This window comes from Sinomicrobium oceani, assembly GCF_900119185.1.
Classification (GTDB): domain Bacteria; phylum Bacteroidota; class Bacteroidia; order Flavobacteriales; family Flavobacteriaceae; genus Sinomicrobium; species Sinomicrobium oceani.
Genome location: NZ_FPJE01000010.1, coordinates 44,272 through 59,055, shown reverse-complemented (window position 1 = coordinate 59,055; position 14,784 = coordinate 44,272). Strand labels below are relative to the sequence as shown.

The 14,784-nt window shown below is 47.2% G+C and carries 14 protein-coding genes; all 14 read right to left on the bottom strand.

Annotation, left to right across the window (positions count from 1 at the left end; genetic code table 11):
* Positions 1–66 precede the first annotated feature (66 nt).
* Positions 67–630, bottom strand: a complete 564-nt coding sequence (locus BT112_RS10330; protein ID WP_072317298.1) for an RNA polymerase sigma factor — start codon at positions 628–630, stop codon at positions 67–69.
* A 266-nt stretch (positions 631–896) separates the two neighbouring features.
* Entirely contained in the window at positions 897–1,430 is a 534-nt protein-coding gene (locus BT112_RS10325) for a hypothetical protein (protein ID WP_072317297.1), read from the bottom strand.
* Complete coding sequence (gene prfH, locus BT112_RS10320; protein ID WP_072317296.1) at positions 1,414–2,106, bottom strand: peptide chain release factor H; 693 nt, start codon at positions 2,104–2,106, stop codon at positions 1,414–1,416. The genes BT112_RS10325 and prfH overlap by 17 nt, the downstream gene beginning before the upstream one ends.
* On the bottom strand, positions 2,106–3,497 hold the full coding sequence (locus BT112_RS10315; RefSeq protein WP_072317295.1) for an RtcB family protein: 1,392 nt from the start codon (positions 3,495–3,497) through the stop codon (positions 2,106–2,108). Before BT112_RS10315 ends, prfH begins: the two co-directional genes overlap by 1 nt.
* Positions 3,498–3,951: 454 nt before the next feature.
* Positions 3,952–4,875: an endonuclease/exonuclease/phosphatase family protein gene (locus BT112_RS10310; RefSeq protein WP_072317294.1), complete on the bottom strand. Its 924-nt coding sequence runs from the start codon at positions 4,873–4,875 to the stop codon at positions 3,952–3,954.
* 214 nt (positions 4,876–5,089) lie between these two features.
* Entirely contained in the window at positions 5,090–5,953 is an 864-nt protein-coding gene (locus tag BT112_RS10305) for an alpha/beta hydrolase (protein ID WP_072317293.1), read from the bottom strand.
* 22 nt (positions 5,954–5,975) lie between these two features.
* A complete protein-coding gene (locus tag BT112_RS10300; protein ID WP_072317292.1) occupies positions 5,976–6,911 on the bottom strand; it encodes a polysaccharide lyase family 7 protein in 936 nt (311 codons plus the stop codon).
* Between the two features lie 47 nt (positions 6,912–6,958).
* Positions 6,959–7,609 (bottom strand): beta/alpha barrel domain-containing protein, encoded by a 651-nt coding sequence (locus BT112_RS10295; RefSeq protein ID WP_083564867.1) that lies wholly within the window; start codon positions 7,607–7,609, stop codon positions 6,959–6,961.
* 9 nt (positions 7,610–7,618) lie between these two features.
* The gene (locus tag BT112_RS10290; RefSeq protein ID WP_072317291.1) at positions 7,619–8,632 is read right to left on the bottom strand and encodes a sugar kinase; all 1,014 of its coding nucleotides are present in this window, start codon (positions 8,630–8,632) and stop codon (positions 7,619–7,621) included.
* Between the two features lie 23 nt (positions 8,633–8,655).
* On the bottom strand, positions 8,656–9,408 hold the full coding sequence (locus BT112_RS10285) for an SDR family NAD(P)-dependent oxidoreductase (RefSeq protein ID WP_072317290.1): 753 nt from the start codon (positions 9,406–9,408) through the stop codon (positions 8,656–8,658).
* A 14-nt stretch (positions 9,409–9,422) separates the two neighbouring features.
* On the bottom strand, positions 9,423–10,697 hold the full coding sequence (locus BT112_RS10280) for an MFS transporter (RefSeq protein WP_072317289.1): 1,275 nt from the start codon (positions 10,695–10,697) through the stop codon (positions 9,423–9,425).
* Between the two features lie 3 nt (positions 10,698–10,700).
* The gene (locus tag BT112_RS10275; RefSeq protein ID WP_072317288.1) at positions 10,701–11,069 is read right to left on the bottom strand and encodes a cupin domain-containing protein; all 369 of its coding nucleotides are present in this window, start codon (positions 11,067–11,069) and stop codon (positions 10,701–10,703) included.
* Between the two features lie 5 nt (positions 11,070–11,074).
* The gene (locus tag BT112_RS10270; RefSeq protein ID WP_072317287.1) at positions 11,075–13,276 is read right to left on the bottom strand and encodes a heparinase II/III domain-containing protein; all 2,202 of its coding nucleotides are present in this window, start codon (positions 13,274–13,276) and stop codon (positions 11,075–11,077) included.
* Between the two features lie 24 nt (positions 13,277–13,300).
* A complete protein-coding gene (locus BT112_RS10265) occupies positions 13,301–14,749 on the bottom strand; it encodes an IPT/TIG domain-containing protein (RefSeq protein WP_072317286.1) in 1,449 nt (482 codons plus the stop codon).
* Positions 14,750–14,784: the final 35 nt, after the last annotated feature.

Here is a 14,784-nt window from a genome sequence, read left to right as displayed (position 1 = left end):
AAAAGGAAAAACAAAAGCAGTTCTTTTTTTGGTTGTGCAGTATGGAATAAGATTAAAGGCCGTACATTACCGGGAAAACCACCATAGCAGGAAGACAACGGGCATGATCTTATTAATTCGTTTTCTGGCATTCTTTAGCTGGGTTTTTACGGTGTTGACCGAAATTCCAAGCTGATCTGCGATCTCCTCATATTTGTAGTTATGACGAACTTTGAGCATGAGGATCTCCTTCATCTTATCCGGAAGCGCTTCGATGGCCCGCATCAGCTGGTTATAGCGTTCGTTCTGCACGGTATCATGTACTTCTTCTTCTCCCGGAATATCTTCAAACAACTGCTGAATAGCGATGGTGTTGGTGCTATCTATGACTTTTACAGCCTTGAGTTTATTGAGGCACCTGTTCTTTACCATACGAAAGAGATAACCTTTTAATGTCGTGTGAATTTCGATATCGGCGGCATACTCCCAAAGGTAGATAAATACTTCCTGGACCAGGTCTTCGCTTTCCGCTTCATCATAGAGGTACCTGTAAGCCGTATTAACCAAATCTTCATAAAAGTGGTCAAACAACTTTTGATAAGCTGATGTTTTCCCTTCCCGGATCTGATGTAAGAGCAAGTTGGTTTCCAAAGTATTCGAACTGATGCGACAAAACTATAAAAAAACGGAAACAAATTACCGCGTCGATACTTTTATTACCGATATGACATTTATACGGTTAAAAAAGAAACATTATAAGCTCTCCGGTTCTTCTTTATAACAAAAACACAATTCCCGGAAAATATGATCCCCCCTTTACGAAGATTCATAGGTAATTGTCATAAAAAAACCGGGAATGGCCATATCTATGGTATTCCCGGTATGTACGGCGTACTTTCCGAATATTCTACCCGAAATTATGACTGCTCATCTTCGGACGGTCTCTTGCCGGGTTTCTCCGGTTTTCCGTGAAGGATTCTGATTTTCTTTTTTAATCGTTTCACGGTATCCCGGATGGTACTGTTCCATTCGGAATCGAAAGTGTACAATTTTAATTGTTTTGCCAGTTCCATGGCCTTTTCAATGTCCATCCGCATTTCATACAGCAAAACCTCGCGAAGTTTAATATCTATCTTACGTATCCCCTTTATGGAAAGTGCAAAGGCGATCAGTTTTTCCGCTTCTTCAAAATCCTCGTTAAACAACAGGGTTTCGATATAATACGGATAGATCTCAACGGCATTTACATTGATGCTCAGGGCTTTCTGAAAACAGGCTTTAGCTTCTTCGTACTGTTGCAGCTGTTCGGCATGCATTCTTCCGTACAGGCACAATACCATCGTATTGTTCTCATCATAGGACAACGCAAAGTCGAGTGACTCCAGGGTGTCTTCCAGGTTATAAGGATAATTATCCATCGCCTGGAGCAAATATTTATGAATCGATGTCATTTTTCCATTTATTTTTCAATTGTTGTCTTTGTTTTTTATAGCTTTTATCGGTTCTCCTTTCTTTAAAATCGGAACCGGTAAATACCCTTACGGGAGATCCTCTTTCTACGCGGAAACTGTTATACCGCTGTGCTTCGTACTGCTTCCGGTACTGTTTTCGCTTTTCTTCTTCCAGCCTGGACAGCAATCGTGTCCGCGCCAGTTCTTTGTTGCGGTGTTGCGAACGGGAGTCCATGGCCTGTACACTTATCCCCGTGGGAAGGTGCGTAGCACGGACCGCAGAACTCACTTTGTTTACATGCTGTCCTCCGGCCCCGGAACTCCTGCAGGCCTGGTAGCTAATATCTTTTTCGTCGATCGCGGTTTCCTCGGGTTTTTCGATTTCAAATATACCAATATACCAATTCTTTCGCTTATGATGTTTCCGGTAATTACTTTTTCCTATCCACTGTACGGTTCCGATCCACCGGTCTGCAAACTGCCTGACCGTATCTCCCTTAAGTACCACACATACGGAAGCTACAGTGCCATTTTCCGCCCCATCCTCCTTATAAATTACGGTAGCTTCCAGCGCCTCGCTTCTCGCTTCTTCCAGAAACGTCTTCAAAACCTGTGCCACAACTTTTGTACATTCCGCGGGCTCGTTGCCCGCGGTAATCTGTATCACTGTTTCCATCAGCTGTTCATTCTCACGATAACCGGTGTAAATGTGCCAAGTACCTGTACAAGTTCGTCCTGTAACTGCATGACCTTTCCGATGTCTTTATAAGCCATCGGAGCTTCATCTACATTTCCGCCAATCAGGGTCACACCTTTTGTTTTGAGTATTTTTTTCATGTCATGCCGTGTAAAACGTTCTTTACAGGCTTTCCTGGAAAAAACTCTTCCCGCACCGTGTGAAGCCGACCGGAGACTTTCCGGATTTCCCAGTCCCTTTACGATATAGCCCGGCGCTGTCATCGATCCGGGAATGATCCCCAGCTGTCCCTGGCCTGCAGGGGTCGCTCCTTTGCGGTGTACGATACAGGGCTTTCCGTTTACGGTTTCCTTCCACGCAAAATTATGGTGGTTCCCTACGGTAAAAGAAATCCGCCTGCCCAAAGCAGACGCCACGCGATAATGTATGTTGTCATGGCATGCTTTGGCATAGTCACCCGCAAGGTTCATCGCCGTCCAGTATTCCTGTCCGTCATGAGTATCCATATCCAGCCAGGCCAAATGTTTCACATGATCGGGCAAAGGGCATTGCTTTGTGGCCAGGTAAGTATAATGCCTGGCAATAGCAGCACCCAATCCCCTCGAACCACTGTGCGAGAGCAGTGCGAGATACTCTCCCGGCGGCAGTTTGCTTCCCGGAATAGTTTCGGTAATGGTCGCAAAACCAAATTCCACAAAATGATTGCCCCCTCCGGAGGTTCCCAACTGTCTGTAGGCCTTGTCCAGTAACTTACGTACCAATGGAATATCGGAAAATCCGGGATGCGAAAAAATCTCATGGTCCATCTTTTTGTCATGCGTTTCCTTCATTCCGAATTTGGTATGATCCTGTAATATCCCTTTCAGTTTATCGGATTTTCCCGTCATATAGGATGCGGGGATATCAAATACAGACATACTCATCCTGCACCCTATATCTACCCCTACGCCATAGGGGATAACCGCATGGTCCGTAGCCAGTACCCCGCCGATAGGCAAACCGTAACCGGAATGGGCATCGGGCATCAATGCTCCCTGTACGGCCACAGGCAACTTCAGGGCATCGTACAACTGCTGTTTGGCTCGTTCGTCTATAACATCTTCTCCGAAAACGGAGAACGGAGCGCTCTGCCCCGACAATTTCTGCATCTGTACCCTTACAGGAACTGTAAGCTCTTCGGCCAGTTTTCCCCAGGTACCGTGATTTTTGTACTTCTCCGGGGCCAGAAGCACCTGTTTTGCCTCTTCGAGAATGGTCGATTTCTTTTCTTTTTTTCTGTACCTGTGAATTTGCCCGAGGGCGATATTTACGGCATTATTTTTCGGGAAACCCAGTTTTATAAGGTCTCTCCCGGATAATTTACTTCCCATAATATATTGTTTAAACATAGTGGATGATCCTGCTGCTTTACGCAGGCAGACATCACCTTTTCCTGTTACCATTCAATATCCCCGGGGAATGTTCGGCTAAAAAATACAATCGGAAAATTACGATATCCGAATCTCTCTTTTGACTAACAAAAAACCCGAGGATTTCTCTTCGGGTTTTTCATATAGCTGTTATTATACTGTTGTACTAATTCCGATGAAAACCACGAAGAGACGCATCCTTTCCGGAAGCCTGCTGTGCGAAGTATGTTGGAAATTTTGGCATTTTCTTCGTTTTTTAAAGGGTTAATAATTCGTTTACGGCTGCAAAATTGCATTATTTATCTGATATACACAATACGCTTTGTCCAAAAGACCTAAAAATCACTGTTTTCAGGTACAAAACCTATCGGATATCAACGGGCCACAAATCCTTATATCTCCATCCATTACCTGTTTAATCTGTCGTATAATGCAACACGACCAAAACGGGATAGTGATCGGAAGGCAGCCTGGTCTGCGTAGCGTAAAGTGATATCTCTTTCGGGTAATTCCCGGTATTGGCCAATGCTTCCAATTCCTTTTCTCCGGTTTTATAGGAGTCCGTAAGTACCCCGTGCTTCGCTACCCTGAAATCGTCTGTTATAAAAATATGGTCTATACGGCTATCGGAACGCGAATCGGGTTTGAAACCGTTATATGTTCCCTTCGCCCCGTAATGCAGTGCTGCTTTTTCATAAGCATCGGTAAGTTTTTTTGACCCGTTCAGTACTTTATAACTATCGCTGTTCTGATCGACATTAAAGTCGCCCGTAAGGATGGCCGGAACGGCATCGTCAAACGCTTTCATTTTCTCCATGATAAGCCGGGCACTTTCCTTCCGGGCTGTTTTTCCTACATGGTCGAAATGTACATTAAAGAAGAAAAATTCGAACCCCGTTTCCTTCACCCGGAATTTTCCCCACGAGCATATACGCGGAAGAACGGCATCCCATCCCTTATTGGGTTTGGTCGCGTCTTCGGAAAGCCAGAAATCACCCTGGTCTTCCAGCACAAATTTTTCGGTATTGTAGAATATAGCCGAATGCTCCCCTGCTTCTTTTCCGTCATCTCTCCCCACTCCGATAAAATCGTAACCGGGCAGGTCCGCTTTGAGTTGTTCCAGCTGATGTTGTAACCCTTCCTGAGTGCCGAAGATGTCAAAATCGTGAAACCTGATCAGGTTAGCGACGGTTTTTTCCCTGTATTTCCAGTTGTCCAGCGAATCTCCCGGATTATCGTATCTCAGGTTATAACTGGCCACTCTGAGGCTTTGGGCGGAGAGTCCCAGCCCGGACAGGAAAAACATAGTTAAGATCAAGCTTTTTCGGAGTCGAATCATTTTAAAATAGTTTGGTGAACCACAAATATAATTGACTTCAGGCGCAATCCCCATTTTATAACTACATTTTAAGAATTCTTTATCTGCTCCGGATTTCTGACATCCCGGATTGCTCTTAACCGGTATGCCCAAAAGAAAACCCGGTCTGTCCCCAACGGAACAACACCGGGTTTTCGGCTATAGAAAAAAGTCGGAAGGTTAACTTCTTAATATACTACTCCGTAGAGATAACGCTGTGTAGAAAATCCCACATTGCTTTACTGACCTTTTTCTTTTCGTCACTGTTGAATTTGCCATGCTGCCCGCCTTCGATAGTAAGAAAACTGGTTTTCACTCCTTTTTCCTGTAACTTACGGTGCAAAATAACCGATTGCTCATAAGGTACGATAGGATCGGCGTCACCGTGTACAATAAACACAGGCGGACTATTGGTGTCGACATAATACAGCGGGGAAACCGATTTTACAAATTCGTTGTCCCGGAAACCATCGCCCAGCCAATTGCGTGCAGACTTCCATTCGGAAAGTGGGGTGAGGTCGGTTACCCCATATTTGTCGATAATCGCAGCGACTTCCAGCGATCCGTCGAAGGGACAATGCGTATCGAACTTTTTATCGTTGCCGAGCAATCCCGCCATTAGAGCGAGATGACCACCTGCAGAACCTCCCATCAATACGATCTTGTCGGTATCTATATTCAACGCTTCTGCATGTGTAAACAGGTAAACCAGGGCACAACGGACGTCTTCCACCGCCCCGGGAGCGGTTGCCACATCGACCAGACGATATTCTACATTGGCTACGGCATAACCGTTCTTAAAGAAAGAACCGTAACCCCGCTGGGATTCCTTCACCCCATGATTCCAACCGCCTCCGTGGATATTCACCACGAGGGGAACAGCTTTTTCCATATGTTTTGGATAATAGATATCCATCCGGCCTTCCCAGCCGTCAACCTCACTGTAAATCACATCGATTTCAGCCTGATACCCTTCAGGATAATCCACCGGCGGATAGGTCTGTGCCGCCATGTTGCTTATTGCGGCGATAACCCCCAGGTAAAACATTATTTTTTTCATCTTGTTTTATTATTTTTTTATTTCAGGGATGTGTAACTTCAAGTTCGTAATACTTAACTTCCGATATACCTGTCGTATCAGTCGTTACCAGGTAATTTCCGGCTTTAAAATAATTTTCGAAAGGCCATTTCTCCATACTGATATCATCGAATACATGAGTCTCATCATCGACAGTTATCGACAATTCTCCGTAAGAAGCTTCTATTTCTACCGTAAAAGCACCAAACCCAACATCGCCAAAGTCATGCTTGATATCTGTCCATGTGGCACTACTGTCATCATACAAGTCAATTCCGGAGGTGGATTCGTCCACCAGGGTCTTTTTGTAGGCGAACAGGTGACCGTCTATCCAGGTCATTTTCAATAAAGGCGGTGCATGATTACTGCTAAATCCGTAGGTAGCCATATCGGCCTGAGAAATGATACCGTGTATCTGCATGACAATTACCCGGTGATTATCGTATTTGGAATTGACGAGATCGGGAGAGATGGTATCTATTTTTAAGGTTCCCCTCATCGTTCCGCCCTCGGTCAGCGACCAGTTGTCATAATTATTACCGGGGGTCTGCTGCTCGCGCAGTTCCGTTCTGGGATAACTGCTGTTGGTTGTAGTCGCCCCACCGGGATACGTACGGAATACGATAGCGGCATCTGTAGTATCATCGTACATAAAAGGTTGTAGTTCGGGAATACTGCGGTAGCCGTTATTGATGAGTGATGAAGGCTGATATTCATCGGGTTTTCCGTCGTTATTAAGGTCAACGGGCAATGTGATTTTCCAGTGGCTGAAATCAATTTCGGCATACGAGGCCGATTCTTCCACAGTGGTCATCAAGGCTTCTTCGGCAACCTCATCCTGCAAACTTCCGGAACAGGACAGTACCGACAGCGAAGTTGCGAGTACAAGGGTGTTTTGTAACCAAAATGCTGCTTTTCGGGTGTTTTTTTGGGTTTTCATAGATCTGTTATTAAGTTTGATTGGTAAATTCATGATCATAAAGTCAGTTAAGAAATATCCGAGAGGATGGTCTCACATCTTTTCCGGATCTGCTCCGGCGAAGCGGACTTGTTTCCTGTAACCGAAAAAAGGGAGGATCCTGTACCTACGCAAAATGCCCCGGCTTTTATATAGTCGTCATAAGACTCACGCGTTGCTTCTACTCCACCGCTGACCATAATGCGGAGTTCGGGGCAGGGAGCAAGCACCGACTTTATAAAATCAGGCCCTCCGAGGGTATGTACGGGAAATGCTTTGACGACACCCGCCCCATGCCTGTACCCATGGTACATTTCCGTAAGTGTGGCACATCCGGGGATCCAGAGCAGGTTTTCGGCATTGCAGTAAACTCCGACTTCGATATCCAACACAGGCGCCACAATAAATCCGGCTCCGGCAGCCTTAAAAGCCGCTGCGGTATCCAGGTCTTTTACGGTTCCTATACCCAATACGAGGCCGGGGCAAGTCTCCCGGCTCCATTGATGTAATTCTGCGAATATATCAAGGGCATCTTCCCCGCGGTTCGTAAATTCCACCACTCTGACTCCGCCGTCGTAACAGGATTTTATCCAAAGTTTGCAACACTCCCTGTCGTCGTTATAAAACAGGGGTACCAACGGATGTTTTTTCAATAGCGCTACTGCCGTGTGCTTATCCATATTTTTTGTTTATCTGATGATCCTTCCGCTAAAACGGGAGCGGATAACCGCGGTGATAGCCCCGGCCGAAAGCAGGCAGGCATCCCCCGGAACCGTATGTTTTAGTACCGATGTGGCATTGGCAAATTCCAGGGCTCCCTTTATGTTATCGTGCAACATACCGTAGATAAGACCGGCGGCAAAGGCATCGCCAGTACCGATCCGGTCCACTACAGGGGTAATCTCTACGGCTTCCGTAACGTATAGTTCTTTACCGTCCCAGCACCTCGCAGCTATTTTATGGCATGAAGCATTTACGGAACTCCGGGTTTTCTGCGTAACACTTTTTATCCCCGGGCATTCCTCCATCAGGAATTTTGCAGCGTCCGTAAAATGTTCATCTTCGAACGATGTACCGAATATCATGTTTATTTCGGCGGGTCCACCCATAAATACCGATGAAAGGGCTACCATTTCGCGTAAGGTAGCCGCCGGATCGGTATCGTATTTCCATAAATTGCTTCGGTATACCGGATCTGTACTCACGGTTATACCGCGATTTCGGGCTTCTTTTAAAGCTTGCTTCAGGGCAGCGGCCGCCCCCGGAGATATGGCCGGGGTAATCCCCGTCCAGTGAAACCAGGAGGTACCGGCCAGGATTTGCTCCCAGTCGAATACCTCCGGAACTATAGCGGAAAAAGCAGAATGATCACGGTTGTAGACAATTCTTCCGGGCCGGTGTACAATCCCCTGCTCCAGGAAATAAATCCCCAAAGGGGCCGTATTGCGGATCACAAACGAAGTGTCTACCCCATACCTGTTGAGGTGTCCCCGGGCAGCGTCCCCGGTAAAATCATCGGGAAGTGCCGTAACATGGGAGGTTTCGCACCCCATACAGGCAAGAGCTACGGCCACATTGGCCTCTGTGCCCCCATAGAAAATACCGGCCTGTTGTGCCTGTACAAAACAATTGTAATCCGGTGGCGAGAGTCGCATCAACAGTTCGCCGAAGGTAACCACCCTGTGTTTTCTTCCCGCTATCATGGGCATTGTGTTTTATACGTTCCCTAACTGAAAGCGAGTCCGCCGTTAATATCTATATTATTCCCGGTAAGGAATGACGATTCGGATGAGGCCAGGTACGCAACGAGATCTGCCACTTCGGAAGCTCTTCCTTCTCTTCGGAGCGGTGTTCCCCCGGCTACTTTGGTCCGCACCTCATCTTTGGTAAAATCATCGTGGAATTTTGTGGCGATCATTCCCGGACAAAGGGCATTGACCCGGATCCCCTGCGGACCGAATTCTTTGGCCAGTGCTCTTGTATAGGTCATTACCGCACCTTTGGACGTAGCGTAAATACTCGCGCCGGGGCCACCCCCGTCCCTCGCGGCCTGGGAAGCAAAATTCACGATCGAGGCTCCCTCCTGCATCATTGGCTTAAAGGCCTTGGTGACCAGAAAAACCGTTTTGAGGTTAACATCCATCAGAAGATCAAAAAATGCCTCGTCCATTTCTTCGATGGTCTTACGTGCAAACAAACCTCCGGCAACATTGACCAGGATATCCACACGATCGCCAAATGCCTCACGGGTACGGCCGACCATACGGTCGATGTCTTCCTGCCTGGTCATATCACCATAAACGGCAATGGCTTCTCCGCCGGCCTCTACGACCTCCCGGACGGTAGCTTCGGCATCCGCTTCGTTCTCAAAATAGTTAACAACAACCTTTGCTCCTTCTTTAGCCAGTTTTACCGAGACTGCTCTTCCTATGTCTCTCGCTCCACCGGTGACTACCGCGATTTTTCCTTGTAATTTCATATTGTTTTTTTTAGTTATTTACGTATGGTTACTGGTTTTATCTTTTTACAAAAAACGTGCACTGCCAGGATGCCCAACGGGACAAAAACGGCAATGATAATAAAGGCCGGAATGTAAGATTCCCGTGTGATCACGGGGATCAGAAAATTCATAATGATCACCGAAAGTACTCCGGACATTCCCCCGAAACCGGCCAGTGTCCCGACCGATTTTCCACCGAACAGGTCGCTGGGCAGGGTTTGGATGTTACTGATCCCGAACTGGAATCCGAAGAGGACCAGGGCGACAATCCCCACGAATTTCACCGGGGTATCTGCCAGAAAAATGGTAGCCAGCAGCCCGGAAAACATAATGATCCCGGCGATGTTGATCGTTCTTTTCCTGCCGATATCTACCGAGTTTTTACGGGTGATCAATCGTCCGGCATACCATCCGCCGGCTATACTTCCCAACGCTGCCCCCACATAGGGTACCCATGCGAATAATCCGATCTGTTTAACGTCAAAACCGTAGGTATTCTGCAGGTAAATAGGCATCCATCCTACAAACAACCACCATATAGGCTCCAGGAAAAAACGGGATACGATAACACTCCAGGATGCCCGGTGTGATAATAGCTGTCTCAGAGAAAGCACTTCTTCATTTGCCGATGCATCACCGGGCGTTTCGATGATTCCTTCACGGATATGGGCACGTTCTTCTTCGGTAATCCATGGGTGTGCTCCGGGAAGTTTCTTATAGATTATCAGCCACGGAACAATCCAGAGTAATCCCATTAACCCGATCAGGACAAAGGTCACCTTCCATCCGAAACCGACGTATAGCAGTGCAATCAGAGGTGGTGCTATGACCGACCCGAGAGAAGCCCCGGCATTGAAAATACCCTGGGCTACCGCCCGCTCTTTTACCGGAAACCACTCGGCATTACTCTTTACGGCACCGGGCCAGTTCCCCGCTTCCGAGATACCGAGCAGCACCCTGACCAGCCCGAGAGAATATAACCCCCGAACGGCAAAGTGAAAGAGCGAAGACAATGACCACACAGCTATAACGATCACGTATCCCATCCGTGTACCGATCTTATCGAACATCTTGCCCGAGACCGATTGCCCGACGGCATAGGCTATCATGAAGAGATTCAGGACAAGGGCATAATCCGAATCGTCCATTCCCAGTTCTTTTCCCATGGCCGGCCACATAATGGACAAAGCCGAACGGTCTATATAATTGATGATGGTGGCCAGACCGATAAGTCCTATAATCCACCATCGCAGTCCCTTGATCTTCAAAACTTATTTCTTTAAAAAGTTAATATCCAGGAAATCTTCCCGTACCGGGCTGAAAACATCGATAAGCACTCCGGCTTCCAGGCACACCGCACCGTGCATGACATTGGGCGGGATATAAAATCCGTCTCCGCCAGACAGCACTTTGTCTTCTCCATCTATGGTCACCCGGAATTTTCCGGAAGCCACATACGTGGTCTGGGCATGAAAATGCTGATGCTCATATCCGATGGCACCGGTTTCAAATTTTACTTTAACCATCATAATCTGGGTGTCGTACCCTACAAACTGGCGGGATATTCCTTCTCCTGCCTGTTCCCATTCTTTATGATCGGTTTCAAAAAAAACATCACTGATAATTTTCTGGTTTTTCATAGATTTTATTGTTTTCGGGTTAATAGGTATGCGCCTTTCCAGCTCAGGGTCTGTTCCCCGATCTGTAATTTGTGTAAGCCGTCTTCATCGGTTTCTCCTCTGCACAAAGCCATTAGGTATGCGGGACGGTTCCGGAAACGGAAACTCACGACAAGGTAATCCTCATCCTCAAAAACAAGCCTGAGCTCTTCTACTTCAGAATCCGGATTCTGTACTGTTTCCAATTGGGGGTCAAAACTTCCGTGAGGTTCTATAAGGCTCACGAAAACGTGTGTTTTGGCACCGGATTGCCTGATCAGATAACTCTTCTCGGTCCTCAGGTTAAAATGAGGATCGTGCGCTCCTGTCTGAGTAAAAAACAGTTCGGTATCCTCATCGGTAAGCGTGGTAATGGAATAAAACTTTTTTCCTTCCAGCCAGGTAAAGGTAGCCTGCCCCTTCCCCGGTTTTCCGGAAGCCATCTTAAACAGGTGCTGATACCCGTTGTTTTTTCCCATCGCAGAAAGGGTTTGATCCCGCTGGTAGGGAAAACTGGTCTGCATCAGCTGTCCGGGGTAACGAAAATTGAGATCGTACTGATGGGGAGTATCGGAGTCTGCCTCGAAAATATCCAGCAGGAAGGGGTAGTCGGGGGCTTCTTCCATAGCGATCATGGCTACGGTTCTGGTCATATTCACATCCTTATAAGCATTATTCTCCCGTGCCGATACGATCAGGATATCCTCCCGGAAATCGGAAAAGAGGAGCTCGGGGGCATTTTTGGATCCTTCGCTTACTTTACCCTGATAATGCGACGTTTCGTCGGCAACCAGGGTATTGTGTGCTATACTTTGTTTGGCGTAGCTCTTGTTTTCTTTCAGGTAACGTCCCCCGTCTTTAGCTTCTACATTGAGAAACCGTGCCGCACCGTAATCGGAAAGTACTTCGTTGTCACCGTCATACAACAGTATCCCCAGCCTGTCGAAATGACCGTGCCCCATACCCTGCGAGGCAAATTTGAATAAGGCGTCCAGCCGAGTCCCGGAAGCATTGGGCATTCGTAACAGGGCAACCCCGCCCTGATCACCCCGCGAACCGTCCTTGATGAGCATCGGAATACGGTTGTAGGTCTCTCCCTCCGTACGGGATACTGCTCTTGCGGTGATAAGCCCTGCATTGGTAAGACTTACCCTGCCCGTCTGCCTGATCACCGGTAAAAGATCGGCATCCTTATACCTTTCATAGGCAATGTTTGTTGCAAAGATGAGTTCTTCACTGAAATAGGTCTTATCTTTTATGGCATCGTTAATCGGATAAAACTCATTATTCTGATTGGTCAGCTGTAACAGCGTTGTTACGGCTTTGTGCAGGAGATTATCCCTGTATTCGAATATGCCGAGTTCCGGCTGGTTCTGTGCTATGGCCTCGGCAAACACCATAAAGGGGAGTATCGCATAACGCTGGTAATAAGGGCCTTCCGAATAGTAACCGTCCGGTGAAAAAAGTTCGTCCAGTTGCTTGAGAAAACCTGTTTTCCCGTCCTTTTCACTTCCTCTGACAGCCCTTTCCACCATATCCTTGTCGCCCAGCACATAGCCAGCCATCCCTACCGCAGCTACTGCCCAGGTACCGTGATTGTGAATTTTGTTAAAGGTTTCGTACGAATCCACACTGATAAAACGGACCATATTCCGAAAGAGTTCTTTTTCTATCCGATCCCGGTCTTTTCTCCTGATCTCATGTTTTACAAGATCGTAAGCCTGGATGCTGTAAAACAACCATACGGCTTCATTGAGCCCCTGCCAGAACAGTTTTCCGGCCGGGTGATTTTCCTTGCGCATGGGGTGTAACGGCAACTTCGGATACAGGCGTGCATAAGCCAGCAACATCTCACCGACAAACCCGGAATACGCTTTATCTCCCGTAATGGAAAAAAGCAAAGCTGCATGATACATATCTGCGTAATTCCTCTTGTGCTTTTCATGAGTGTATCCCCCGCCAGCATCTTCCGGAAGCGGCACGGTTACCGGGTGCTTTAAGACCTCATCGGCTTTTCTTCGGGAATACTGAAATGATGATTCCAAAAGGGCATCGGTACTTTTTTCACTTTTGATGTCCCGGGCGGCATCGGCAGACAAAATAAGTACGGGAAGTTCCTGTTGTGCCGATCTCGCTTGCATGGTAAAAGCTGTGAACAGCGCTACTGTAAAATTTACAAATTGCATCATGGTATTTTTCAAATCATTTTAGAGTTATCCGGCAGGTTTGAACTGATCGGTGACATCTTCGGCCCCGAACTCAGTGAGTACCTTATCCGTGACAATAATCCAGTCCATATTGACGATTACCGGGAAAACTGCTGCCCCTGATCCCGTATTGAACCGTACTTCGAAGGCCGAGCCTACCGAGGTAAGTCCCGGAATAAAGTCTTTCAGCCTTACGGCAAACAGCTTCCAGGAGCCGCCTGTATGGGTATGATCTCCGGACAATTCCCTGCGGTTGGCGTTAGACGTACCGCCGATATACAATTTGAGGATCGGAGACGTATCTTCGGTATTCATCCAGAAGTGCAGTACAGGATTATCGCCGTAATTACCGGCATCGAGGATCTGCTGCCAGGTATCGTTGGCTGTTTCGTTATGTAATCTCATACGGGCTATCGTACTTCCCGTACCGGTGTTCATCTGTAAATTGTAATACGATGTTCCCGGGAAGGGAGGTTGCTCCACATTGCCGTTGAGTTGCTGTACAGCCCCCGGATCTTTGCTCTGATCGATAACAAAAACGGTTTCGGGATCGCTGTCGAACTCTATATATTTTTCGTATTGTCCGTTGATATACGGAATCCCTTCTTCTACGATCTGTTTGTCGGTACCGTAGTTCACGGTAATATCCCGGTATCCTGTAGACACCCCGGCCGGAACGTTAAAACTCAGTGATGTTGCAGAAGAGGTATTGATCGTAACATCCTCTCCCCCTATGCTGATCCCGGTAATGAGATTGAGATCTTCACCGGTTATAAACACTTCATTGTCCCTGCTCATCAATTGCGGCCAGTTGTCGATAACCGGTGTAGGGATGGTAATGACAAAGTCTTGGCTAAGTGATAAGGCAGTCTCTCCGGAAGCCGTATTGTAATACATGTTTACGGGCAGGCCCGTACCTTCGTTATTAGGTATGGAAACGACAAGGGCCTGTGCTTCCCTGAACTGGATGATTGCTTCCGTATCGCCGAAAGTAATACGGTTTACCGTCTGAAGATCGGTTCCTTCGATAACTATATTTTCATTGACCATACCTCCCTGTGGAAATGCCGAACGTACCTGAGGTTCCGGATAGGTGACAGTTAGTGTTTCTGTGGACATAGCTTCTTTTCCCGCCGAAGTCGTAATTCTCAATGTCCCGGTCTTTGCTTCCGGAGCTACTTCGATCTCCAGCGTTTCCCCGTTTACCCGTTGGGTGATCTGACATTCGGTATCGCCGATATACGCTTTTCCTGCAAAGTTCAGGTATGTCCCCTTAACGATAACCCTGGAGCGGATATCTGCGGAAGCAGGACTGAAAGAAGTTATGGCAGGTTGTGCAGAAAGTATCTCATCCACGGTCTGGTCTACTTCCGTATCGGCATCACATGCCGCCAGACAGATCAGGACAGCAAATGCGTAGCACATCCTGATAAAGGTCTTTGATTGTAGTTTCATAACTATTGGTGTTTTAGTTAGTTTTCTCTTTTTTG